This is a genomic window from Virgibacillus carmonensis (genome assembly GCF_057836705.1).
In genome coordinates this window covers 1-26047 of sequence record NZ_JBYQFJ010000005.1, presented here as the reverse complement: position 1 = coordinate 26047, position 26047 = coordinate 1, and the positions used below count along the sequence as shown (strand labels likewise).

At 38.0% G+C, this 26047-nt stretch carries 22 protein-coding genes and 2 pseudogenes; 8 read left to right on the top strand and 16 right to left on the bottom strand.

Annotation, left to right across the window (positions count from 1 at the left end):
• Window positions 1-20 precede the first annotated feature (20 nt).
• The 5 genes from AC3G7N_RS05290 to AC3G7N_RS05270 form a co-directional block, all read right to left on the bottom strand.
• The gene (locus tag AC3G7N_RS05290) at window positions 21-578 is read right to left on the bottom strand and encodes an NAD(P)H-dependent oxidoreductase (protein WP_489421104.1); all 558 of its coding nucleotides are present in this window, start codon (window positions 576-578) and stop codon (window positions 21-23) included.
• A gap of 275 nt (window positions 579-853) precedes the next feature.
• The gene (locus tag AC3G7N_RS05285) at window positions 854-1204 is read right to left on the bottom strand and encodes a VOC family protein (protein ID WP_489421103.1); all 351 of its coding nucleotides are present in this window, start codon (window positions 1202-1204) and stop codon (window positions 854-856) included.
• Between the two features lie 233 nt (window positions 1205-1437).
• Entirely contained in the window at window positions 1438-1887 is a 450-nt protein-coding gene (locus AC3G7N_RS05280; RefSeq protein WP_489421102.1) for a GNAT family N-acetyltransferase, read from the bottom strand.
• Between the two features lie 121 nt (window positions 1888-2008).
• A complete protein-coding gene (locus AC3G7N_RS05275; RefSeq protein ID WP_489421101.1) occupies window positions 2009-2188 on the bottom strand; it encodes an NUDIX hydrolase in 180 nt (59 codons plus the stop codon).
• A gap of 112 nt (window positions 2189-2300) precedes the next feature.
• Window positions 2301-3197 carry a LysR family transcriptional regulator gene (locus AC3G7N_RS05270; RefSeq protein WP_489421287.1) on the bottom strand — a complete coding sequence of 299 codons (897 nt, stop codon included), beginning with the start codon at window positions 3195-3197 and terminating at the stop codon, window positions 2301-2303.
• A gap of 139 nt (window positions 3198-3336) precedes the next feature.
• On the opposite strand from AC3G7N_RS05270, the gene AC3G7N_RS05265 reads away from it, so the two are divergent.
• The 4 genes and pseudogenes from AC3G7N_RS05265 to AC3G7N_RS05250 all read left to right on the top strand — a co-directional run bounded on the left by AC3G7N_RS05265 (window position 3337) and on the right by AC3G7N_RS05250 (window position 7519).
• Complete coding sequence (locus AC3G7N_RS05265; protein ID WP_489421100.1) at window positions 3337-3900, top strand: flavodoxin family protein; 564 nt, start codon at window positions 3337-3339, stop codon at window positions 3898-3900.
• An 828-nt stretch (window positions 3901-4728) separates the two neighbouring features.
• The gene (gene phoD, locus AC3G7N_RS05260; RefSeq protein ID WP_489421099.1) at window positions 4729-6480 is read left to right on the top strand and encodes an alkaline phosphatase PhoD; all 1752 of its coding nucleotides are present in this window, start codon (window positions 4729-4731) and stop codon (window positions 6478-6480) included.
• A gap of 36 nt (window positions 6481-6516) precedes the next feature.
• Window positions 6517-6607: pseudogene (locus AC3G7N_RS05255) on the top strand (twin-arginine translocase TatA/TatE family subunit); the annotation flags it as partial.
• A 285-nt stretch (window positions 6608-6892) separates the two neighbouring features.
• Window positions 6893-7519, top strand: coding sequence for a metal-dependent hydrolase (locus tag AC3G7N_RS05250; RefSeq protein WP_489421098.1), 627 nt, complete (start codon window positions 6893-6895; stop codon window positions 7517-7519).
• Between the two features lie 127 nt (window positions 7520-7646).
• On the opposite strand, the pseudogene AC3G7N_RS05245 reads toward AC3G7N_RS05250, so the two are convergent.
• From AC3G7N_RS05245 to AC3G7N_RS05230, 4 genes and pseudogenes are all read right to left on the bottom strand, one after another.
• Window positions 7647-8392: pseudogene (locus AC3G7N_RS05245) on the bottom strand (class I tRNA ligase family protein); the annotation flags it as partial.
• A 386-nt stretch (window positions 8393-8778) separates the two neighbouring features.
• Window positions 8779-9573: an SDR family NAD(P)-dependent oxidoreductase gene (locus AC3G7N_RS05240; RefSeq protein ID WP_489421097.1), complete on the bottom strand. Its 795-nt coding sequence runs from the start codon at window positions 9571-9573 to the stop codon at window positions 8779-8781.
• A gap of 9 nt (window positions 9574-9582) precedes the next feature.
• On the bottom strand, window positions 9583-10545 hold the full coding sequence (locus AC3G7N_RS05235) for an MBL fold metallo-hydrolase (protein WP_489421096.1): 963 nt from the start codon (window positions 10543-10545) through the stop codon (window positions 9583-9585).
• 75 nt (window positions 10546-10620) lie between these two features.
• On the bottom strand, window positions 10621-12246 hold the full coding sequence (locus tag AC3G7N_RS05230) for a M20/M25/M40 family metallo-hydrolase (protein WP_489421095.1): 1626 nt from the start codon (window positions 12244-12246) through the stop codon (window positions 10621-10623).
• A gap of 72 nt (window positions 12247-12318) precedes the next feature.
• Here AC3G7N_RS05230 and AC3G7N_RS05225 point away from each other — a divergent pair, with 72 nt between their 5' ends.
• From AC3G7N_RS05225 to AC3G7N_RS05210, 4 genes are read left to right on the top strand one after another with little or no spacing between them, the layout of a single operon-like run.
• A complete protein-coding gene (locus AC3G7N_RS05225) occupies window positions 12319-13047 on the top strand; it encodes a glycerophosphodiester phosphodiesterase (protein ID WP_489421094.1) in 729 nt (242 codons plus the stop codon).
• A 47-nt stretch (window positions 13048-13094) separates the two neighbouring features.
• Window positions 13095-14111 (top strand): NADPH dehydrogenase NamA, encoded by a 1017-nt coding sequence (namA, locus tag AC3G7N_RS05220; RefSeq protein ID WP_489421093.1) that lies wholly within the window; start codon window positions 13095-13097, stop codon window positions 14109-14111.
• Between the two features lie 12 nt (window positions 14112-14123).
• Window positions 14124-15044, top strand: a complete 921-nt coding sequence (gene rnz / locus AC3G7N_RS05215) for a ribonuclease Z (RefSeq protein WP_489421092.1) — start codon at window positions 14124-14126, stop codon at window positions 15042-15044.
• 17 nt (window positions 15045-15061) lie between these two features.
• Window positions 15062-16432, top strand: coding sequence for an aldehyde dehydrogenase (locus AC3G7N_RS05210; RefSeq protein ID WP_489421091.1), 1371 nt, complete (start codon window positions 15062-15064; stop codon window positions 16430-16432).
• A 60-nt stretch (window positions 16433-16492) separates the two neighbouring features.
• Here AC3G7N_RS05210 and AC3G7N_RS05205 read toward each other — a convergent pair whose 3' ends face one another.
• The 7 genes from AC3G7N_RS05205 to AC3G7N_RS05175 form a co-directional block, all read right to left on the bottom strand.
• Window positions 16493-18136 (bottom strand): peptide ABC transporter substrate-binding protein, encoded by a 1644-nt coding sequence (locus tag AC3G7N_RS05205; protein WP_489421286.1) that lies wholly within the window; start codon window positions 18134-18136, stop codon window positions 16493-16495.
• Between the two features lie 436 nt (window positions 18137-18572).
• Window positions 18573-20327: an acyl-CoA dehydrogenase FadE gene (locus AC3G7N_RS05200; protein WP_489421090.1), complete on the bottom strand. Its 1755-nt coding sequence runs from the start codon at window positions 20325-20327 to the stop codon at window positions 18573-18575.
• Between the two features lie 29 nt (window positions 20328-20356).
• On the bottom strand, window positions 20357-21136 hold the full coding sequence (locus tag AC3G7N_RS05195; protein WP_489421089.1) for an enoyl-CoA hydratase/isomerase family protein: 780 nt from the start codon (window positions 21134-21136) through the stop codon (window positions 20357-20359).
• A gap of 74 nt (window positions 21137-21210) precedes the next feature.
• Window positions 21211-22809 (bottom strand): long-chain-fatty-acid--CoA ligase, encoded by a 1599-nt coding sequence (locus AC3G7N_RS05190; protein WP_489421088.1) that lies wholly within the window; start codon window positions 22807-22809, stop codon window positions 21211-21213.
• 95 nt (window positions 22810-22904) lie between these two features.
• A complete protein-coding gene (locus tag AC3G7N_RS05185) occupies window positions 22905-23879 on the bottom strand; it encodes a quinone oxidoreductase family protein (RefSeq protein WP_489421087.1) in 975 nt (324 codons plus the stop codon).
• Between the two features lie 22 nt (window positions 23880-23901).
• Complete coding sequence (locus tag AC3G7N_RS05180; RefSeq protein WP_489421086.1) at window positions 23902-24465, bottom strand: TetR/AcrR family transcriptional regulator; 564 nt, start codon at window positions 24463-24465, stop codon at window positions 23902-23904.
• Between the two features lie 165 nt (window positions 24466-24630).
• Entirely contained in the window at window positions 24631-25878 is a 1248-nt protein-coding gene (locus AC3G7N_RS05175) for a DNA polymerase IV (protein WP_489421085.1), read from the bottom strand.
• Between the last annotated feature and the right edge of the window lie 169 nt (window positions 25879-26047).

Here is a 26047-nt window from a genome sequence, read left to right as displayed (position 1 = left end):
GAGCAAAGTAATGAACCATCCTAAATGTTAAAATAGTGGCTCAAGTGATTTTCTAAAGAATCCAGATGTACGTTTATATCTGGATTCTTTTTAACATCAAAACAAGAAAAGGTTTTTAAACCTTCCATACCAGCATATTTGTGACTTAAATAAAGATGAAATAGAACATCTTCAACATTCCTTCCTTCAAAAAAAGCGTTTTTGTCATTAAAGGCATCAGAAGGGGCGTTCCACGTGGTTGAAAACATATAACTCTTACCTGATAGCAACCCTCCTCCAATTCCGTACTTCTCTGTATTTCCACGAAAGTAAACACCATGTTCGTGTGTTTGGTCTATATATTTCTTAAATAAGGCAGGAACACTATAATTGTAAATAGGTGTTTGATATATAATATAATCAGCCCACTTTACTTTTTCTTGCTCTTCCTTTTTCTCAAAACCATCCTGTAAAATTGTCGTTTTTGATTCATAATTGGAGGATAATTTCTCAACAATTTTATTAAAAAGAGCCATATTCAATTGCCCTTTCGAGTGTTCATAATATTCGTGACCATTTATCACAAGGATATTTCGCATTTTATTTTTACCCCTTTGTTAGAGATTTTACTACTTGTATGTTTTGTAGTTAAAAGCTTATTATTCAAGTTTAGCGATGGCCTAACCTGAAATAGTGAATTTTCCAAGAGTTCACTCTATGTTAATAGCCTGTGCAACAACTAACTCTGCATCCCTGGTCGTTATTAGAATCACCCGTTTATTACGGGACAAGCGAAGAAATTTCAATTTCTTGTTCTAAACCATCTAGAACATTTAGGAATGAACTAGAGTATGACCTGTATTTTTTCTAATTATTAAAGATCTTGGTATAAACCAATTCTATTTCCATATGGGTCTTCAAAAGAGCACCATGCAGCTGGTACACCTTCTCTTGTATTAATACTTTCTATCTTTAAATTCAGTTCTTCCATAAGCCGATCTCTTTCTTTTTCAATATTTTCTACCCCTAACCGCAAAGGACCATTCCCGATGGTAGGTTCCCCTTTAGCAACCTGAAGCCATGCATCTGTAGTTATTTCCCATTCCGCAAAGTCTTCGTGAGGGATGAAATCAGGTTTTCTGTTGAAAAGTTTCTCGTACCATTTCAGACCTTCATCAAAAGTAGAAACCCTTACTTGAAATGTTACTCCTGTATTTTTCTTCATTAAAATAACCTCCTGCGTGTAATCCTTTCAGTTTTAGCAATTCTATTTTTAAAAGGCGCCTCCCATATGATAGTTTAGCTTAATAACAATTATTTCAAAATTAGTACATTTAGGCAATCGCTTATTCCACTATTCTGCCCTTTAACGGAGCAATGCTCAGTTCTTTTGAAAATACTTGATAAACAGAAAACACCCGACTGTATTACGTAGTATACATTAGAAAAGTTTTCGACTTAAAAGATTAGTTTCATTCCTTCATGACTTGCCAAAAACCCTAGACGCTCATAAAAACGATGGGCATCGCCGCGTTGCTTGTCAGTTGTCAATTGCACAAGACCACATCCATCAGACTTCGCAATTGCAATAGCTTCTTTAAACAATGCTTCCCCAATCCCTTTTCCGCGGTAGCATTGATTGATACGTACTCCCTCAATTTGCGCTCGTTTCATCCCTTGTCTTGCTAGACCTGGTATGATTGTCAACTGAAGGCAGCCAATCACCGATTGATCTTCAACAGCTAATATAATCTGATTTCCGACCTGTGCTGTAATCGCAGCAAATGCTTCATAGTAATTAGTTGGCAATGGATCCTCATTACGCTCGCGTTGGGATCCTAATTTATCATCGGCAAGTAAACTAACTATAGCCTGTAAATCTTCTACATTTGCTGTTCGAAAGTTCATTGAAAATTCACTCCTTCAGTCAAACTTTTACAATTACTCCCAGAACAATAGACATAAAAAACGGTCCGAATAATGCTTAGTTCTTAAAAGCTATATAAACGGGTATAGTTTCTACGCATTCCTAACGATAGATCCCATTTCTATTATTAAGGAAGTCATCAAGAGCATCTTGTTGCTGTTTATTAAATAACAAAGGAATGTTTTGCACATCATAAAATACGAGATCTAATGTCTCCTCGTGATCAATACCGCTGCAAAATTCAAAATAAGGCACTCGTGCCCCACTTTGCTTCGAATCCATTTTATGTACTCCGTAATAACCCCTCCTCAATAAATCCAATATTCCTTAATTTTAAGTATTTAAGTCCTCTAAATAAGACCGGATTTCTTTCTTACTTTTCAATCATTGAGTTTCAGTATTGTTCCTTAAAAGTTTTTCGAGTTAACTCGATGAAGGCCTCTAAGGGCGGTGTCATCCATTTATCCTTGTGCCATGCAATTTGAGTAAAAATGGGATCTGTGAAATATTCCCATGCCAGTTCTTTCATACGTCCTTTACTAATATCTGATTCTACTACCATTGCTGGTAATACAGCTATTCCAAGTCCTGCAATCACACATTGTTTAATTGCTTCTATGCTAACGAATTCCAATTTATTTAGCCGATAAACCCCAGCCGAACGGAAGCTTTCTTCCAAAATATTGCGGTAAGAACATCCCGTTTCCGTAAGCAATAACGTTTCATGTTCAAGGTCTTCTGGAAAAACTTCAGATTTAGTAAGTAATGGATGATCTGGAGAAACAACCATTTTTATGTTTTCTTGGGTTAGAGACTCTACTCTGAAAGCATCTCCAGGTCTGGATATATCCGTAATGAAAGCAATATCGAGCAAACCCTCCAGCAGCTGTTCCCTAGCTTTTCCGTCAGAATGAGCTGGTTTAAATATGAGTTTAACACGGGGAAACTGAGCTTTAAACTCTTTTAAGATTGGTGGAAGACGATACGTGCACTGACTTTCCTGCGCTCCAATGATAAGGGTTCCAGCCGGTTCTTCAACTCCGTCAATAGTGCTTTTTGCCTCTTCAGTCAGCTTAATCATTTTATCAGCATATATTTTAAACTGACGTCCGGCTTCTGTCAGAATTAAACGTTTCCCTAAACGTTCAAACAATGGTCTTCCAAGTTCCGCTTCAAGGGTCTTTATTTGTGAAGTTACACTTGATTGAGCAAATTTCAACATCTTGGCTGTTCGGGTAAAGTTTAAGTTCTCACTAGCCACCTTAAAAGTAATAAGTTGTTTTATCTCCATTTCATTCACCACTTTCAAATCGTTATTTCCGATTGATTCAATCGGAATAATCATCTTTATTGATTTGTGATTCCATTATAAGATAGGAGTAAGCAAAACAGCAAGACTAAAAAATAAAATGTAAAGGGGCGTATAACATATGACAATTGCAATTATTTATGGAGGGACCCGTCAAGACGGCAATACAGAAATTCTAACTGAACGGGCTGTGCAAGGATTATCTGTAGAAAAAATATATTTAAAAGATTATGAAATACAACCGATTGAAGATTTGCGCCATTCCCAAGGTGGATTCCATAAAATAAATGATGATTATAACGCAATCATTGACCGTATTCTACCACATGACATTCTTATATTTGCTACACCGATTTATTGGTATAGCATGTCGGGAACGTTGAAAAACTTTATTGATCGCTGGTCACAAACACTAAAAGACTCCCAATATCCTGATTTTAAAACAATTATGTCTGCTAAAAAAGCATGTGTGATTGCAGTAGGTGGAGATGAGCCATCGTTGAAAGGACTTCCACTGATTCAGCAATTTCACTATATATTTAGTTTTATAGGAACTTCATTTGATGGATATATTCTTGGAAAAGGAAACAAACCCGGTGATATTTTTCAAGATGATAGTGCTTTATTTTCTGCAAGTCAACTGCAACACAGATTAAAAACGAAGGCTGACGAAGGGGAAAAATAAAATAGTTTTTGGAATACTGAAACTTAAAAATTCCGTAACTTTTTCCTTTCCGAAATGAGCGCCACCCGCTAAAAAGATATCTAATAATGGAATGATAACGATTTTTTTCCTCATATCAGTTGATATTTTGTTTGCCTTTGCATTTTATAACTATGCGATGATTTTATTTTTAGGTAGTCTTTTATTTACACTAAGAGTGCATAACATTTATAATTAACCCCGCACGAGAACGAATGTTCTGATATAATTAATTCAGAGAAGGAAGAAATGTTTATCAATTAGTGACCTCCCCGGAAATCTAGTTGTTTTACGGACTCATTCCTTCTCTTGCTTATTATAATACTACTTATTTATGAATCGCACAGAACATCAATCTTTTGTGGAAGCATCTACAAACGTAAACTTTTGTGCATCATCTAAAATACCTGGTAGAAACGTGATCACCCCCTCCTGTTGTGTTTAATTGACTACATCCACGAGAATTCAATGTGAGGGTAACAGTATCGCCTTGTTCCAGTCCCTCAGCCTTTCGACATGCTCCTTTCCACGATCCGGAATTATTTTATTTCCGTTAAGTTAGGGTAAATAAAAATGGGAATGAAAGACCAAGAATAAAGAACGAGCCGATCGAATTATGCATACTTATTTCGATTTAAAACATCTAATATGGACAAATTCAATTTTTCCTATTCCATTATCCTATTAGATATTACCTACTTTTACCGCCAACATATTTTGCCTCTTTACAATCCTTAACATTGAATTAATATATACATTCTATAATAGGGTCGATTCAAAAAACAGGGATAAGGAAAGGAGCACGATGATATGTCTAAAGAAAGATCAATGGATGATTTGATTCAAAAATTGAATGAGGAAACCTTGCAAGAAGACGTCGATAGACGCGGATTTCTCCAAGGGGCTGGAAAAATTGCTGGCGTTTCTCTAGGTGTGGTAATCGCTCAATCCATGGGCGGAATTAAAGTTGATGCAGAAGCAAAATTCAGCGACTACCCGTTCTCACTTGGGGTTGCTTCCGGGGACCCTCTTTCTGACGGGATCGTACTATGGACAAGATTGGCTCCAAAGCCTCTTAAAGGAGGTGGAGCACCTAAACGTAATATTCCTGTGCATTGGGAGTTAGCAAAAGATGAACACTTTCGCTATATTGTTCAACGTGGAACAGAAATAGCAAGGCCAGAATTAGCTCATTCTATCCATGTAGAAGTTAACCGTATGCAGTCTGACACAGTCTATTTCTACCGTTTTAAAGCTGGACATGAATATAGTCAAGTTGGAAAAACGAAAACACTTCCTGCAAGTGGTTCCAGTGTATCTAGCCTTGCCTTTGCTTTTGCCTCTTGCCAGCAATATGAACACGGCTACTATACAGCCTACAAACACTTGGCTAAAGAAGATCTCGATCTTGTTTTCCATCTTGGGGACTACATATACGAATATGGTCCGAATGAATACGTGTCCGGTACAGGTAATGTCAGAACTCACAGCGGACCAGAGATTAAGACGCTAGAGGATTATCGTAATCGCCATGCCCAATACCGAACAGATGAGGATCTACAATCCGCTCATGCTGCTTTCCCATGGGTAGTGACTTGGGACGACCATGAAGTGGAAAACAACTATGCCGATTTAATTCCGGAAAAAGGGCAATCCGTGGAGGAATTTGTGAAACGGCGTGTTGCAGCTTATCAGGCGTATTACGAACATATGCCGTTGCGTAGATCATCTATGCCTCATGGGATCGATATGCAGTTATACCGCAACTTCTCTTATGGTGATCTAGCAAGTTTCTTTGTATTAGATACTCGTCAATACCGATCAGATCAGGCGAATGGAGATACGAGTTCTCCACAAACAGCAGAATCGTTAGATCCATCCCGGACTCTTTTAGGTAATAAACAAAAGGATTGGTTACTTGATAACCTTAACAGATCACAATCGAATTGGAACGTATTGGCACAACAGATATTCTTTGCAAAACGGAACTATGGTCCAGGTCCGGATGAGCCGTTATACAGCATGGATGGCTGGGACGGTTACACGCCTTCCCGACAGGAGATCACTGACTTCGTTAGTAATAAAGACATGAATAATTTGATCGTCCTAACAGGTGATGTGCATGCTAATTGGGCATCCAACCTGATGGCTGATTTTAATGATTTGAACTCCCGCATTCTCGGAGCTGAATTTGTCGGAACATCAATTACGTCTGGTGGAAACGGAGCAGATAAGCGTGCTGATACCGACCAAATTTTATCGCAAAATGAACATATCAAATTCTTTAACGATTTTCGCGGCTATGTTCGTTGCCATGTCACCCCTACACAATGGAAAACAGACTATCGTGCCCTTCCATTTGTTACAACACCGGGAGCAGACATTTCTACAAGAGCATCCTTTGTGTATGAGAAGAACCAAGCAGGCCTGAAAGAAGTATCTGCAACTATAGTTCCACATGGTAAGCAAACATCCAGTGAAAAGGAAGAAGATCGTCTTCAAGCCCATGACCTTGCACATAAAAAACAAATAAAGAAAAAGAAAGAAAAACAACCGAATTAAAATAAAATTTCTGAGGTAGAAAAAACAGTACGACAAATGCTCACAAATATTGGCATTCCAGGATTAATTTTAATACTCGTTATTGCCCTGATTATTTTTTCGCCTGTCTAAGCTTCCAGAAATCGGCTAGATTCGGTGAAAAAATCCGTCCAATGATTTACTATCCAGGGATAGTAAGGTGAATAAAGAAAAAGACCTGCTCATCTTCCGTCTAGAACGAGCAGGATAGATCTTGCAGGCTAGAAAAGAGTAGGCGAGGCAACTCGTCTACTTCTTTTTTTGAAGATAGGGGAAGAACCTTGGCATTAATTCACGCAGCATAACTTCCATCTAAACAGAACAAACATTTTGTTGTAAAATAGAGTGTGGTATTGAAATTACCACAAAAATCTTTATAGAGGTGAAATGAAAAGTGAATGGTACAGCACATGCAGCAATAGGAGCAGCAACAGGATTTATCGTTGCGAACACGTATGATACCGCCCCTTCTACGACTCTTTTTTTAGTTGGATTAGGAATTGTTTCAGGCTTAATCCCCGACCTCGATATTGATGGAAAGCTTCGTGGAAAAATAACCTTATCCCATAAAATGATTCAGAGTGTTGCTCAGTTGATTGGGGTTCTGATCGTCTTTTATAGTTTTTATGAGGGAGCTAGTAATGAGATATACATTGGTGTTGGAATCGGATTGGGGATGATCGTCGTATCGTCATTGATTAAACAAAAGCATATGTTAGCCATCACGGGAGTCGGTGTATTAGCGGGAGCGATCTCCCTGCAAGAAATCTGGTTGATACTACTCGGGATATATATTTTAATAGCGTCTTTTGTTTCTCACCGTAGCTATACCCATTCGATAGCAGGGATTATTTTCTTCGGAATCATCGCCATCAAATTGGAAGCATCTCTCGGAATAGAAGGCATTTATTACACCTGCCTTTCTGGATACATAAGCCATTTAATTGCGGATAGTAAACTGCTGCCGTTTAATAAACGAGGAGTTAAGCTGTTTTTACCAGTTTCATCAAAAGAAATATAAAGAACTAACATGGCTACGTTTGCCGTAGCCACCATCTACTATTTTTTATTCAGTATAATCTAGTTAGATTAATCTAATTTGGAATAAATAAACTTCATTCTATTATCAAAAATACTTGGAAACCCGCATCGTATCTCTCTAGAAAATACGGAACCCAGACAGCCCAATTTTGACTTGTCGATAGCTTACGTTTTTCCAAAGTTAAATTAGTAAAGAAGGCCAAATGACTGTATGGAACGGAATATTATCCTTTCCATGAATGTAATAAGAAATGGTATCTTTATTCCAACAATCTTCAATATTCTCATTATGATGTTTCGTCCACTCTATACTTGCTGTTAAATAGCCTGCCACCGCTTCAATCCAAACATAAATTTTCTTACCTTCAAAACCAGCTGTTGGAACATCAACACCGGTTGGTAAATCGCGCGTCAAGCTCTGTCAGGTACACCTTCTTTCAAGTATCTCGTTTTTAATGAAACCGCATTCCCACGCCATCTGTTCTCCTGCACTACCTTTTTTACAAATGATTCTAATTTCTTTTGGAATTGACTAAATGAAAAATAAAAATGCTCTGCTTCTTTAATGGTGGGCTGATTCCCACAAATCTTACAGCGCTTTTTCACTAAATCAAGTGGATCTAAAATTGTAGAACAATTATCACATTGGTCCCCCCTTGCTTTCGCATCACAATTTGGGCAAAGACCTTCCACAAACGATCTGGTGAAAATTGATAATCTGTTTCACAGTAGGCCTGCTCAATTGTTTTTTTGTATAGATAGCCGTTTTCAAGTAGTTTAAAAATATAGCCTGGACAGACTTGTGATGATGTTCAGCATCAGTACGCGTGTACAAATCGCAGGAAAAAAATAAATAAACCTCATCCTTAGACAAAATGATTGCCTAAGGACGAGGTTTATTTCGTGTTACCACCTTTAATTTACTAATAACTTTACATTATCAGCCTCAATAAGTACAGAGCGATTAAATTGCTCTTATACCTTGATCTTTAAAACGAGTGTCAAATCTCGTCAAGATCTAATTACTGACGTAATGTCGACCTTGTAGCTCAAAGACCATTTTCAATCAATTATTTTCTGTTTCTTTTCAGCTACCGAATCTCTCTGCAAGAAAATAAAGGTTGATTTACTTTCCTCATATCGCGTTTAACAACTATATTTTCCATATTATTACACAAGAATGAAAAATATAAAAGTATTAATTATCTCAAGATAAAAGTTTGGTTACTTTTTTTCTAATCACTTTTTATTAAACTGGCTTTTTAATACCAATTCCATTGTCTTTGGAAAAAGTGTGTAGAGCTTACTTCCAAACTCCATCCATCCTGGCATATTGATTTCACGTTTCTTTTTAAATAAATGTTTTACAATCCTTTTTGCAACACGGTCTGGATCAAGCATATATGCTGCTATCTTGACTTGATAACCTCCAGTGGGATCAGCATCAACAAAGAAATTCGTTCGAACAGGCCCAAGATTAACTGCTGTGACAGCAATATGCTTACTTGCGACTTCCATTCGTAATGCATTGGTAAAACCAAGAACTGCATGTTTGGTAGAAGCATAGACAGATGATTTGGGTGTTGCCATTTTCCCTGCCTGTGAAGCAATATTTACAATATGTCCTTCTCGATTAGTAAGAAAGTGGTTTAATACTTGCTGTGTCCCCTGAACAAGTGCGAATACATTTAGTTCAAACATTTTTTTGGCTTCTTGCCAGTTCATCGACTCGACATATTCAAACAACCCAGAGCCAGCATTATTGATCAAACCACACACATGTGGATGATCGATTAAAATTTGTTTAAATACTGCCTCCCGTTTCTCCTCGTCCAGTAAGTCAACCTGATAACTAAATGCTTGTATACCAAACGCCTGACTAATCTGGTGTTGGATACCTTCTAGTTTATCAATCGATCGTGCAAGCATAATTGGGATTCCGCCATTTTCAGCAATATGCCATACAAGCCTTTCTCCAATACCACTTGAGGCACCCGTAACGATGACCTTTTTAGCTATTAATCGTTTATTCATTCTAACCACCTAAACCGCTCTATAATAGTAGACACCATTATTCATTGCTTTTACTATCTTCCCTTGATCTTCAAGAAAATCAAGCTGTCCGATTGTTTCTGACATGGTAAGGTCAAGCTGTTTGTCAATTTGTTTAGGAAAAAGTTTTTTACAAATGTGAAAGGGTGTTTGTTCCTCTACTTGCAGCATATCAAAAACCTTTCCAGCTCGTTGCTCTTGTCTGTTTAATTGAACAGGAACTAATTCATTCAAATTGGTGACATTTTCTCCATGGCCGGGATAAACGGTTGAAATTCCGAGTGGTAAACACTTCAAAAGATTGCTGCGATATTGAACAAGCGGTCTTGCCCGTTCCTCTTCCCTGTCGTGTGGTGGTTCAATAATGGGATTCGGTGTTATATGTTCCATTATATGATCTCCACCAATAAAGGCCCCATCCTTCTCACGGAAAAAAGACAGATGACTTTGTGCATGGCCTTTCGTATCAATAACTTGCCACTCCGCGTGTCCGGGCAAACGATTGCCTTCTTTTAAAAATGTGGTTAACTTTCCTTCACCAGCATAATGTAAAGGATCTTCTAATTTTTTCAAAAAGCCTTTAAAGGACTCTGGTACTCCTGAAGAAATAAAAAAATCACGATAAAATTGTTCATATTGGCGAAAAAAATCCTGGTTTCTTGTTAGCCATACATCATTATTTTTGTGTCCGGCTAGCGTATCAGCTCGTGGAAATTGTTCAATAAGACCTGTATGATCTGGATGATGATGCGTTAATATAATTTGTTCAATATCATTTGGGTGGTATCCTAATACCTTCAAATGGGTTTTCAACGTTTCCCAAGCTTCCCTCGTTTTTACGCCAGCATCGATTAATGATAATCGATCCCCTTTTAATAAGTAAACATGTGTATCCCCAACCGCAAATGGTGTGGGTATGGTAAGTTTCGTAATTGTGTCATGTAGTACTTGCATTGCAGCTCCCCCATAATGAATGATCATTCATTTTTCTTTCTATTTTATCGCTAATTCAGCTGAATGTCACCCATATTAACTTTTGGGGATTAATAAACGGTGAATCGCCTTTGTTAAGATACGTGGTAAATATTCAAAGCTGTATACTAATTCCACACGTTCAGTCCATTGGTGTGGTGACTTTCCTAATGGCCCAATATTTAAAATAGGCATCGTTAATTTTTCCATAATATCTTCTGGAAAGACAAACCCATTATTTTGAAGTGGCATGTTTACCGTCAACTGATTTAATTTACCTTCTGATGAAACAGGACCAAGGAAACTCAAGTCAGATAGTCCAGTAAAAAACTCTGCAACCGTTAAATCCATTTCATAGGTAGATGATGTATAAGATTTCACATGGTCCATCACGTCCTTAATATATGGATCATCATAGGATGAAACAGCAGGATAAAACGGTGGACTATAGAATAAGATAATCATTGGTGCTAGGTCCTTGCACATAGATGCTAGGTCCTGCACAAGCAGGGTTGAGAAATCACGATCCCCCTTGTCACGTTGACTTACCAATAAGTTTTGGCGGCGGACTACTTCATGCTCACCATATCGTTTTGTCGCTTCTGCGTACAAATCTTCGTACATCAAGACAGAGACGTTAAAATCAGGCATCGTAAAATCTGTAGCAATAGTTGCATAGTTGTTCGCCTTTTGTTTAATATAATGTTCTATTTCTTGTGCAGCTTTTTTTGTGCTTGTAAGCAATTTTTTATTGATTTCATCAAATGTTTGCTTTAAATACAGCACATTATACATAGAAATAGCTGCGTTAGGTGTTTGAACTGAATATTCTTCTTTTAGGTCACGTTGCATTAGACTGACAGGAGGGGGAGTCACCTCATCATCAATTTTTTCGATAAACGCTTCATTCAGTTCTAATTGTTGTGACAAAAAGCTCACCATTAAATTGGGGTTAATTCCTGCAAATGGCTCCCCCACGTGTGATTCTTTTCCGTAACAATAAAAGCCTGGCAACACCTTTCCAATCGATCCTGCATACACATAGTAGGCAGAATCGCCTGGATATTTACTAAACATCGGCTCTCCGTTTAAACATGCTTGGTAGGTTAAACCTTCTTCTTCCTTAAGTTGATTTAAGACAGGTAAAGCAGTCAACATACCTTGTGAATTCACTTCTTCATCAGGCACCGTTACAAGTAAGATATTGCCATCAAATTCATCGTCTATTGCTTGCTCGATTAATGACAGGTGTAACGATAGCCCTGCTTTCATATCCATCGATCCACGCCCAAATAGCCACTCCCCATTTTCGATATCCTTTTGAACTTCATCAGGCAGCTTATCTTTTATCTTTTTCATTTCTTGGGTCAATTCCCGTGGGTGAAAAGCTAAATTTTGCAAAGAACCATAATCCTCTACTCCAACGACATCAAAGTGGCTTAACAAAATGACGGTTTCCTTTTTATTGCCCTTTTTCACTAAAGCGGTTAATAACCGTCTCCCATCGTCTAAAGGATGCAATTTCAAATGATGATTATTCGATTGAAAATATTCCTTTTGAGCCAATAAATGATGGATATATTCTGGAAGCGCAATTTCAGCCATACTTCCTGTTATGCTTTGATGGTTTATAAGTGAACAAAGAAGATCAGTTAATTCTTCTTTCGTTTGCCAGTTTTTCATATCAATAAGCCCCCTATATATAAATTGACTTTTTAGTAAAAGTAAAACAAAATCATACATGAGGTGAAGCGATTGTCTACAAAAATAATAGCACATCGTGGTGCGAGTAAACTAGCACCAGAAAATACATTACCCGCCTTCGAACTAGCTTATGATTTGGGTGCAGATGGTATTGAAACAGATGTTCAATTAACAAAAGATCAAATACCCATCCTTATTCATGATGAAGGGTTAAAACGAACTACGAATGGATATGGTTATGTAAAAGACTATACATACCAGGAATTAAAACAATTGGATGCGGGTTCATGGTTTTCCATATCTCATGCTAATACAACCCTTCTATCCTTAGAAGAATTTCTAATTTGGATAAAGGATAAGCCTTTATGCTTAAATATTGAACTGAAAAATAATAAGATAGACTACAAAGACTTAGAAAAAATTGTTTATACGATGTTAATGGATTATCAATTATTAAATCGTACCACATTGTCATCGTTTAATCCAAAGAGTATAAAACGAATGAAAAAGATTGATAAACGTATTGATTCCGCCTTTCTTACATCAAGAAGGAGAAAAGATTTGGTGGCCTATGCAAAATCGCTTGGGGCACACGCCATCCATGTGAAATATCCATTACTAAGTCGTAAGCTTGTAGATAGATGCCATCAGGAAGGGATGGCTATCCGCATCTATACAGTTAATAAAACCGTACGCATAAAGCGCTGTTTCAATTTAAACTGTGACGGGATATTTACCGATGTACCAGGTAAAGCCCGTAATGTTGTAAAAAAAGCGTAGGCGACCGGTTAGCAACCGCAGCCAAACGAGTAACTAGGAGGATATAAATGAGTAAATTATTTTCGCAAGTCCAATTCGGAGACGTAACACTAAAAAACAGAATAACGATGTCACCAATGTGTATGTATTCATGTTTTGATGAAGATGGCAAACTCACTCCATTTCACATGACACATTATGTCTCACGTGCCGCAGGACAAGTAGGACTTGTTTTTACTGAAGCAACTGCCGTACAGCCTGAAGGCCGCATTTCAGCACAGGATTTAGGAATTTGGAATGATGTACATGTTGAAGGATTAGAGAAATTAAACGAGCAAATCCATGCTTATGACGCTAAATCAGGTATTCAATTAGGTCATGCTGGAAGAAAAGCGGATTTAGAATCGACCATTCATGCCCCTTCTGCCATTACCTTTAATGAGAATTTTAAAGAACCGAAAGAAATGTCAACTGACGATATTAAAGAAACAATAGTTGCTTTTAAGAATGGAGCTAGAAGAGCAAAAGAAGCAGGATTCGATATTATTGAATTACATGGTGCGCACGGCTACTTAATTAATCAGTTTTTATCTCCATTAACCAATATACGCACAGACTCTTATGGAGGTTCAAAGGAAAATCGTTATCGTTTTCTATCCGAAATTATTGAGTCGGTAAAAACAGAATGGAATGGTCCTATTTTCGTCCGGATTTCAACGGATGAATATAATGAGAATGGTAGTAAACTTGATGACTTTTTCTTTTATGCAAAAGAGATGAAAAAGCAGGGAATTAAGCTAATTGATTGTAGCTCAGGAGGCGTTGTCCCTGCAAAAATATCAGCATATCCTGGCTATCAAATTCCGCGGTGTGAAGCAATTAAAAAAGAAGTCTCGATAGCAACTGGTGCTATTGGCCTTATTACAACAGGTATCCAAGCAGAAGAAATCCTGCAAAATGATCGGGCTGATCTGATTTTTGTTGCTCGCGCACTGCTAAGAAATCCGTATTGGTCTAAACAAGTTGCAGACGAATTAGGTGAATCAATAGAAGCACCAACACAATACAAGCGTGGCTGGCACTAGGAGGCGATTCACATGGAATTAATTTTCCTAGGAACTGGATCAGGGGTGCCGTCGAAGGAAAGAAACGTCTCTTCTCTTGCGCTAACATTACTACAAGAACAAAACAGTATATGGTTGTTTGATTGTGGGGAAGCGACACAACATCAAATTTTACGGACTTCGATTAAACCAAGAAAAGTAAACAAAGTATTCATCTCCCACTTACACGGAGATCATTTATTTGGACTTCCAGGATTGCTAAGTAGTCGATCATTCCAAGGTGGGGATGACTTACTTACTATATATGGGCCAAGGGGCATTAAGGAATACGTTGAAACGAGTCTTCAAATAAGTGGGACCCATTTGACTTATCCATTAAAGTTTGTTGGGCTTTCAGAAGGGAAATTGTTTGAAGACGAAGCATTTAAGGTATATTGTAAAAAGCTCCAACATGGAATCCCGAGCTACGGGTTTCGCATCGAAGAAAAAGATAAGCTAGGGGAATTACTAGTCAAAGAATTAAAAGAAAAAGGTATTGCTCCAGGCCCTGTTTATCAACAAATTAAGGATCAGGAGACAACGGTTTTACCCAATGGCGAATCTGTAGCTAGAGTCGACTTTTTAGGACCTGATAAAAAAGGCCGAATAATTTCTATTTTAGGAGATACCCGTAACACTGAAAATAATTCAGAATTTGTTTCGGGTTCAGACGTATTAGTTCATGAAGCTACTTTTACACATGAAAATGAACAACTAGCTGAACAATATTTTCACTCTACAACGACACAAGCAGCAAGCTTAGCTAAGCATAGTTCTGTTCAGAAATTGGTATTGACCCATATTTCATCACGTTATCAAAAAAAACATTACCATGATCTTATTCATGAAGCAAAAGCTATCTTTCCAGCTACAGAACTGGCATATGACTTTTTTGTAATGGACATATCAAAATAGTAAAAGGAGTTGTTATAATGAGTCTGTTCCAACTACTACTAGCTGAACAACGTACATTTTTCAAATCCGAAAAAACATTTTCCTACTCATTTCGTAAGGAACAACTGGAAAAGCTTAAAAAAATGCTGAAGTCTCATGAAAAAGAAATCTATCAAGCACTAAAAGATGACTTAAACAAATCAAAAAGCGAAACATTGACGACTGAACTGGGCTTTCTCTATAGTGAAATTGATGTTACATTAAAGAACTTAAAAGAATGGATGAAAGACAAAAAGGTTGACACACCAATTACGCACAAGGGATCAAAAAGCTTCGTAATCGCTGAGCCATATGGTGTAACACTTACCATTGCTCCTTGGAACTACCCATTACAATTAGCAATCGCACCAGTAATTGGCGCGCTAGCAGCTGGTAACACAGCAGTAATCAAACCGTCTGAATTCACGCCAGCAACATCAGAAATTCTTGCAAAAATGTTTGGAAAAACATTTGATCAAAACTATGTTGCGGTAGTCGAAGGTGCAAAAGAAACTAGTCAGCAATTACTCGAGTTAAAATTCGACTATATCTTTTTTACAGGTAGTACAAACGTTGGAAAGATAGTCATGAAGCAAGCAAGTGAACATCTAACACCTGTTACATTAGAACTTGGCGGAAAAAGCCCAGCAATTGTGGATCAGGATGCCAATATCAATTTAGCTGCTAAACGAATTGTTTGGGGGAAATATACCAACGCTGGTCAAACCTGCGTTGCACCAGATTTTTTATATGTACATGAAAAAGTAAAACCCAAATTGGTAAAGGCCATGAAGAAATATATTAAAGCTTTTTATGGTAAGAATCCTATTAATAATAAAAATTATGGCCGAATTGTGAATCGAGAACACTTTGATCGCTTAAAAGGTCTATTAACTGAGAGTAATATTGTTCATGGTGGAGGTATGAATCCAGAGCTGTGTTCAATTGAGCCGACCATAGTAGAAGACATAACTTGGGATGATGCGATTATGCAAGAAGAAATATTTGGTCCATTATTACCTGTAATAACATTTCAAAATTTAGAAGAAGCAATTTCAGTCCTTAAAAACAAAGAAAAAGCCTTATCACTTTATTATTTTGGTGAAAACGATAAATCCCAACAAAGGGTATTGGATAGTTTATCATTTGGTGGTGGATGCATAAATGATACCCTATACCATTTAGCCAATCCAAACTTACCTTTCGGTGGTGTTGGTAGTAGTGGAATGGGGTCCTATCATGGTAAAGATAGCTTTGATACCTTTTCACATAAGAAAAGCATCCTAAAACAAACAACAAAATTTGATATTCCATTACGCTATCCTGGAAGTAAAATTGCTCACAGTATAACGAAACGTGTTATGAAGTAAGCATCAAATAAAAGAAGCTCACACTTTTCAAGTTCATTGAAGTGTGAGCTTCTTTTATTATTATTTACTTTTGACGTCAATCCATTTATAGTTGTCTGCACCAACCTTGTATGTCACAAAGTTCTTCACGTAATCTTGTTGCAAAAATGCTGAGCCGTTTTGATAAAGTGGTATTAGTACAGCACTGTCCTCAATCAACATTTTTTCCGCTTTCAGCATCGCATTCCAGCGTTTTAGTGGTTCGTTTGCCAAACTTCCTTTTGCACCTAGCACAAGTCGATCATATTCCTTATTTGAATAACCGGTATGGTTACCTGGACTATCCGTTATAAATAAGTTTAGATACGTAAGTGGATCATGGTAATCTCCATTCCACCCTGTCATGATCATCTCATAATTTTGCCCGACATTGGCTGCTATACTTGCTTTCGGGGTTAAATTCCTAATCGTAAGCGTTAGACCAGGAAGATTATTTTCCAATTGATATTTTATGTTTTCCGCTAATTGCTTAGATGTACCAGAATCAGAGCTGATTAATTTAATTTCAAGTTTTTCCTTACCAAGTTCATTTAATCCTTTCTCCCAATGTTCCTTTGCTTTCTCCGGATCATAGTGTGTTAAATCACCATTTTCAGCACGGAAATCCTCACCCGTTTTTGGGTTTTCTGCTAATCCCTCAGGCACATTCCCATTGGCAACGACCGATCCATTATTAAGAATCGAATTGACAATTCTATCTTTATTTATGGCTAGGTTCATTGCTTTACGAATATTTAAGTTTGCTAGATTTGTTTTCTCGCCATCTTTCCCTTGATTCATTTTAATATACGATGTTGAACCAGATAAAAAGGTTTGATATTCCTCATTGCTTCTATATTTGTCCACATATTCACCTGTTAAACTAACCCGGTCTAACTTACCTTCCTGATATAGGCTTACAGCAGTCCCAGTATCTTTAACAACATTTACATGAATCGCGTCTACTTTTACTGCCTCTTTATCCCAATACTTTTCATTCTTTTTGTAAGTCCATGATTGATCTGTTCCTTCCCAATCCGCTAAGACAAATGGTCCATTATATAGAGTATGTTTACTATCTGACGCATATTGACCATTCTGTTTTTCAATAAACTCTTGTGGTTGTGGAAAGAAAATGGCTGTCGTTAACAGTTCTTTGAAAAAAGGAATCGGATTTTCCAACGTTACTCTTAATTTACGATCATCTAACGCTTTCACACCTAATGAATCGGCAGGCATCTCACCTGTTAAAATTTCCGAAGCGTTAGAAACGATTTCCTCAAACTGTGGTCCATAAGCAGCGCCAATTTCGGGATCTACTGCTTTTTTCCAAGCATATTCGAAATCATGTGCGGTTACAGGTGTTCCATTCGACCATTTCGCATCTTTTCGTATTTTAAAGGTATACACTTTATTGTTTTCGCTAACTTTCGGTTCTTCTGCTGCTAGAGCTAATTCTGGTTCCCCTTCTTTATTAAGACGGTATAAACCTTCAAACACCTGATTAATGATTTTAAAACTGAAATCATTATCAGCTATTGTAGGACTAAGACTAGGAATTACTCCTGGAGCACTCAAGTAGACTTCTTTCTTGTCAATTTGAGAATGCCCTGAGTCAGATGATTCATTGCTTTCATTACTACTGCACGCTGCCAAAACTAGTGACAGTATTAGTATAATTGGCATGTATTTCTTTATGTAGTTCAACAGTTACCCCTCCTATTTTTTCAAATCAACGTTTTCCATTATAAGGGGGATTAGTAGAAGAATACAACTGGAAAGCCTATCAATAAGAAAAGCGCAAGCGCCTTGTAAGACACGACAAGCATAAGCAGAGCGGTGCAGTGTGGGTGCTTTGCCCACGCGGAAGCGAACTGCTTATGTCTCAAGTGTCTAGGCGCTGGAGCTAGACAGATAAGAAAAGCGCAAGCGCCTTGTAAGACACGACAAGCATAAGCAGAGCGGTGCAGTGTGGGTGCTTTGCCCACGCGGAAGCGAACTGCTTATGTCTCAAGTGTCTAGGCGCTGGAGCTAGACAGATCATCACCAAAATTTGTACTTTTTTGCTGCTCTGAACAAAAGCTGCCACCAATAAGTGACAGCATCAACTAAAGTTAACTAGTTAACTTAAATATTCGCCTTTTTTGTAAATGGTAGCAGCGATCGTTCTATTTCTGTTAATAGAGTTCGAGAATGAATAGGACAATAGTGAAGCATACACGTGATCCCGAATATCATCCTCATTTTCCAATAACTCTTGATCCAATTGTTTTACAATAAGTATAACTTGATTAAGTGCTTCCTCAAGGGACGTATCCATCAACATCTGCTTCAAAGTGGTGTCATTCCCACTGGCTACACTCTTTTTCGTACGCAGGACGATTGATTCCGTTGCATATAAGTGAATGGCTAAATCGGACAATTTCATCAGAACCTCTTGTTGGGTTTCTAAATGCTCACCAAATTTTTTCCGGGCAAGCTCTACCAATACAAGATAGACAGATCGGAAATCTTGTATTAATTCTAAATTCTTGTCATTACTAGTAGCAGATTGCTTTTGTTCCAATCGTAGAAAGGCGTTTTTCACAGCATGCTCGTATGGTAGTTCACCTTTCATCGACTTTTTCAAAAACTGACCTGTTATCAAAAGACGATTTATTTCATTCGTTCCTTCAAAAATGCGATTTATTCGAGAATCCCGATACATTTGTTCAATTTGATATTCGCTGATGAATCCTGCCCCACCATGTAGTTGGAGGCCTTCATCAACAAGGTAGTCCAATGTTTCTGAACTATATACTTTACAAATCGCACACTCCATTGCGTATTCTGAAAGTCCTGCAATCACTTGTTTTCGATCTGCTTCAACCGCCAATCCCCCAAGGGCATCTTCTAACAACATAGATGTTCTATATTGTAATGACTCAGCAGCATATATACGGGCTGCCATTTTAGCTATTTTTTCTTTAGAAGCGCCGAATTCGGAAAGTGTTTGACCAAATTGTTTTCTTTCAAGGACATGATTAACTGTCTTTTTCAAAGCGAACTTAGAAGCTCCAACACAGGCCGATCCTAAGTTAAAACGGCCTAGATTCAATACGGTGAAAGCAATAATATGCCCTCTTCCTATGTCACCGATACTATTTTCAATCGGTACCTTACAATCTTCCAAAATAACAGACCGTGTGGACGATCCTTTAATACCCATCTTTTTTTCCTCAGGACCAAGTTTTAATCCAGGAAAGCTCTTTTCCACAATAAAAGCGGTAAAGTGTTGGCCATCCACTTTTGCATAAACTATAAATGTATCGGAAAAGGAAGCATTGGTAATGTATATTTTCGTTCCATTTAAAAGATAATGTGTCTTGGCTTCATTTAAGACTGCAGTAGTTTTCCCAGACATTGCGTCTGAACCAGCATCAGGTTCGGTTAAACAGTAAGCCCCGATACACTCACCACTTGCTAGTTTAGGCAAATACTTTTGCTTTTGCTCTTTGGTACCAAAGTACGTTATCGGTAGCGTGGCAATACATGTATGATTCGACTGGGCAACCCCATAACTCCCAGTACGTCCAATCTGTTCGCCTACAATGCCTTTACTAACTTTATCTAAACCAAGACCACCATACTCCTCTGGGATACTATGTGCAAGTAATCCTAAAGCTCCTGCTTTTTTTATCAATTTAACAACAACATCAAAGTTTTGTTCCTCAATTTCCTTGTAATTAGCTTCAACCTCTTTGGTAGCGAATTGTTGTGCGGTTTTCTGAATCATTTTGTGTTCCTCTGTTAAATCTTCAGGAAAGAATGCATCGTTTTCCTTAATCTGATTTACTAGGAAGGAACCACCAATAATTCCTGTCTTTACACTTAACAAACATTATCCCTCCCTTTTTGACCACTAGCTTATTTATGTTTAAAGTTCGGCTTTCTCTTACCAATAAATGCTTCCACGCCCTCTTTTACATCTTCTGTTTGAAAGACTTCGCTAAAAAGGGTGGCTTCTTTTTCAATACCATCCGATAGGGTTGTTTCCAGTCCCACGTCAACAGCTTGTTTAATACGTGACAGTGCCTGAAGTGATTTAGTTGCGATTTGAGCAGCCAAATTCATTGCAACTTCCATTCCCTGACCAGAAGGAACAACCTGGTTTACAAGTCCTATTTTCTCAGCTGCATCAGCACTAATAGGTTCGCCCGTATACATTAATTCCTTCGCTTTGGCTTCCCCAACAAGTCGAGGAAGTCTTTGCGTTCCACCACCACCAGGAAACAAACCAAGCTTCACTTCTGGAAATCCCATTGTTGCGTGTTCTTCCGCAATTCGAATATCAGATGTTAAGGCGAGTTCACATCCTCCCCCGAAAGTAAGCCCATCGAGTACCGCAATTGTCGGCTTTGGTAGATTGTCCATTTCATTTAGCATCTCATGAATTTCTATTACTTGTGTGCGCATAGTAGGGTTTCCAATCATCGTTGGAAATTCTTTTATATCTGCTCCAGCCATAAATGCTTTATTACCTGCAGAGTTTAGAACAACACAGACAACTTCATTATCATGTTTTATTTCACCGATTATACCCTGAATTTCCTCCTGTACTTGCTTGCTCAGAACGTTTAATGGTGGATTATCAATCGTGATAACTGCGATGCCGTTTTCTTTTTTATAGGAAACTAGTTGTGCCATTTTATTTACCCCCTCTGGGCGTAGTTGTACCAACCCTTGTCTGTTTTATTATGTCCAAGATTTTGAACGAGCAATTATGCTTCTTCCCTAATTGCTCGTCTTAAAATTTTCCCTACATTTGTTTTTGGTAGCTCTTCTCTGAATTCTACAACTCGAGGTACCTTATATGCCGCCATATTAGTTCGACAGTAAGTGATTAGTTCTTCCTCATCACAATAATTGCCATCTTTCAGAACAACTACAGCTTTAACAGTTTCTCCTCGATATGGATCAGGAATTCCAACTACGACTGCTTCTTGAACAGCAGGATGCTCATATATGATCTCTTCCACATCTCGCGGATAAACATTGTACCCGCTGGCAATAATGAGATCTTTTTTACGATCAATGATAAAGACATATCCATCTTCATCCATATGCGCTATGTCACCTGTATAAAGCCATCCATCACGTAACGCATGTGCTGTTTCTTCTGGCATATTCCAGTAGCCCTTCATTACTTGCGGTCCTCTAATAACAATCTCTCCAGCCTCACCAAAAGGAAGTTCCCGCTTCCCTTCATCTAAATCAACAATTTTATAATCAGTTGATGGAATGCCTATGCCTATGCTTCCAGGTTTTCGAGTTGCGAACATCGGATTACAATGCGTAACTGGTGAACTCTCTGATAGTCCATATCCTTCAAGAATCTCAGCTCCAGTTTTCCTTTCAAAAGACCGAAGTAATTCGCCAGGCATCGGGGCACTTCCACTGTTGCAAAGCTTAATACTATCAATCCCATATTGTTCTGCCTTCGGATGACTTGTAAGGGCTACATACATCGTTGGAACCCCTGGGAATGAGGTAGGCTTTAAGTCTTTGATCGTTTGCAGAACTTCCTCAAGCTCAAATTTAGGCAGCATGATGCTCATAGATCCAGTGTAGATAGAAAGATTCATACAAGATGTCATGCCAAACACGTGAAAAAGTGGTATAACAGTGAGATAGCGATCCTTTCCAAGTTCAATACCGTCTTTAAAATACTCGTATGTCTGCATCACATTGGCCAGTACATTACGGTGTGTGAGCATAGCACCTTTCGATCTACCTGTAGTTCCACCAGTATACTGCAAGACTGCAACATCCTCAGATGTATTAATTTCCACTGGTTCTGGGGGTCTAGTTGCCTGCTTGAGAAAATCTGAAAAACCCACTGCTATACTATCTTCCGTGTCACGTCCGGCCAAATTAACCTTAATAATACGCTTAACAGATGTATTATCCAGAATCTGATTTAATACTGGAAGTAAGGGCTCATAAATAACAATTGTTTCCGCGCCAGAATCGATCAGTATGTGTTCAAGCTCTTTACCTACTAGCATCGGATTAACCTGTGTAACCACACCACCTGCTTGTAATATCCCGTAGTATCCAATTACAAATTGGGGACAATTAGGAAGCATAAGTGCAACTCGATCTCCCTTGGTGAAACCGTTTTGTTGCAATGATGATGCAAATGCACCTGATTGCATACCAAGCTCATTATAAGTCATTTCGTTCCCGTAAAAGTGAAGTGCTGAGTGAGCCCCATATTTAGTAATTGTTCTCTTTAACATGTCTGGAATTGATTCATCTGGTATCTCAAGATCGTTTTGAATGTGTTCTGGGTAATGCTTTAACCATACTTTTTCCATTAGTTATTCCTCCCCTAAAATAAAATCCAACACTAGTGATAACGCTTACATATTGGCCTTGTTTATACATCTGATTAACCCATCTGAACTGTCTTTTATGGAATTAACACTATCTTCCCCTTTGTTTTTCTTCCTTGCAACAACTGATGAACTTGCACGGCCTCAGATAATGGATATGTCCCCCCAATTGTGAGCTCAACCTGCCCCCTATTTACATAGGTGAGAAGCTCATGTAAACTATGTTGAAATAAATCAGGTTTCCGCATAATTTGTGGTAGGAAAAATCCAACAACAGATTGGTTGCGCTTCATTAACGTCGATGGATAAAATTGCGCCTGCTCCCCACTTGCAGCCCCGTATATTACGAGACGACCAAAAGGGGCTAAACATTTAATTGTTTTATGAAAAACATCGCCACCAACCATTTCAAGTGCTACATCAACTCCTTTTCCATTGGTTAATTCGTGAATTTTATCCTCCCATCCATCTTCCGAGTAATTGACAAGATGATCTGCCCCCATCTTTTCTGCAAATGCCAGTTTTTCTGGATTACTAGCCGTTGCAATAACCTTTTCTGCACCAAATAGCTTTGCGAGCTGAACTGCCAATGACCCAACACCACCAGCGGCTGCATGAATCAGAACAGTTTCCCCCTTTTCCAAACGTCCCATTGTTTTTAAAATATGGTAGGCACTTAATCCTTGTAATGGAAGGGCGACAGCTTTCTCATATGTGATACCATCAGGAATTGAAATCATCGAATCAGCTGCTACAGCCACATATTCCGCATAGCCTCCTGACTCGATTAACGTTACAATTCGCATACCTTTTTTCACGCCTTGAACGTTTGCACCTACCTCGGCAACCACACCAGCAACCTCTGCACCCGGAATAAATGGTAACGCTGTTGGTACTACATACTGTCCTTCACGGCGTGCGGTGTCAGCATAATTCACCCCAACCGCCTTCACTTCAATCATGACGTCATTTTTTCCGATAATGGGAATTTCCAAATCGATAACCTTTAGCACCTCTGGTCCGCCATACTCTTTTATTTGAACTGCTTTCATCGCCTTTCCTGCCCCCTGTCCTCTACTTTGCAATACCAGTTAAAAGCATATCTCCATAAATTTTTGCTAATTCTGCTGGTGTTACTTCACCATTTGTTTTATACCAATTATAACTCCAATTTGTAACACCTAAGATCCCAAACGATAGCATATCGGCTCGTAATTCATGACGAAATTCTCCTTGTTTACTACCTTCTTCTATAACCTTTTCAATGTTTAGTCGAAATTGATTTCTTTTTTGCTTAATAGTTTCTATATTTTCATCAGATAGGTGCCGTATCTCTCGAAAGAAAACACGCGCACTAGGGCCTTGATCGACAATATCCGTGATTAACAAGTGAATAATATTCATAAGCTTTTCTTTTTGTGTAAGGTATTCATCATCCACAATGCCGTACTGTCGTTTCAATAGATTCGTAATATAATCATGGTGGATATCCATTAATAGTTGTTCCTTACTAGCAAAATAGTAATAGAATGTCCCCTTTGTCACATCTAATCCATTTACAATATCCTGGATAGACGTTTGACTGAAACCTTTTTTTTCAAAAAGGAGAATGCTTTGTTTTGTTAGTTTATCTTTCATATGAAAACCTCTCTAGCTTGTTATTTTCTTGAATCTAACTACAGTACCTATACTGCAAATTCTTTCAATGCCTGAGTCTTTACTTTCAAAACCAACCGGATAGTATGTTCAGAATATTATATTTAATTATAGACAAGTAGAGAGCTAAATGCAACTTCTATCTCTCTACCTTTTGTAATCATCTAAAAAATCTTTTTGAAAGCTAGTTCGTGGCTGTTCTTGATCTTTGACTTCATTTAGTTTTTTAAACGTGTTTTTCCCATACTTAGTAGTTAATTCCTCCATCACGGAGTATAGCTTTTCCTTTTCTGCTTCTTTTTCATAGGTGAAAATATCCAATTGATGAGCGATATGTTGTTTTTCTTCCGCATCTTGAACAGTAATTCCTAACAACCTTATTGGATCCAGATTCCAATGTCTTTGTAATAAATCATTGGCTACTTGTAAAATGTCTTCTTTTGTTTCAATGTAAACTTTTAGTTTTTTGCTACGAGTGACTGTCTTTAAATCGTGATAGCGAATCATCAATTGTATACCCCGACCAGCAGCGTTTTTACGCTTCAATCGCCGTTCTACATTATCAGCAAGAGAATGCATTAATTTACGAATCTCTATCTCACTAGTCGTATCTTTTGGTAACGTTTGTGAACTGCCAATACTTTTAAATTCATACACAGCGTTTGGGTCAACCGGCCTTGTATCCACACCATTTGCTCGATTCTTTAATCGCTCTCCATTTATTCCAAGCACCCGTTTTAATTGATGAACATCTGAATTTGCTAAATCACCAATTGTTTTAATGGAAACACTACTTAACTTTGTTGCTGTTTTTTCGCCAATCCCATGCATTTCTCCTGCAGGAAGTGGCCATAGCTTATCTGATAAGTCTCGTTTTCGTAAGACAGTAATTCCCATTGGTTTTTTCATATCCGAGGCCATTTTAGCTAAAAATTTATTCGGAGCAATGCCGATACTACAAGGTAAATCCAATTCCGTCTTAATCTTTTGCTGAAGATTCTCAGCAATTTTTATTGGACTTCCTAGATCCTGACATTCTGAAATATCCATGTAGCCTTCATCAATAGATACCGGTTGTACATGTAAAGTAATTTCTGCAAGCATTTTAAACATCTCTTTAGAAGCCATACGGTACCGATCAAAATTAGGACGCATCACGATAAGGCTTGGACAAAGTTTTCGTGCCTCCCATAAAGGCATGGTTGTTTTTACACCCTTAGCTCGTGCCTCATAACTACTTGTCACAATAATACCTCTACGTTCTTCAGGATTTCCTGCTATCGCTAATGGCCTTCCCTTAAGCTTTGGATCATATGCCATTTCAACAGAGGCATAAAAGCAATTCATATCGATATGAAAAATAACCCGCCCATTTTTCGGATACCACTGTGACATCATTAACACCCTTTTCACGAACTCTTGTTTGTTTATTTATTAGTATAACATAAAGTGAAACATCATTCAGTGGGAGCTTTACTGCCTGTCAAATTGCGATAAAAGGAGAAAAAAGAGGCTGGGACAAAACCCAGTAAATAAAAAAGCGTGGCTATCACCGTGTAGGTGA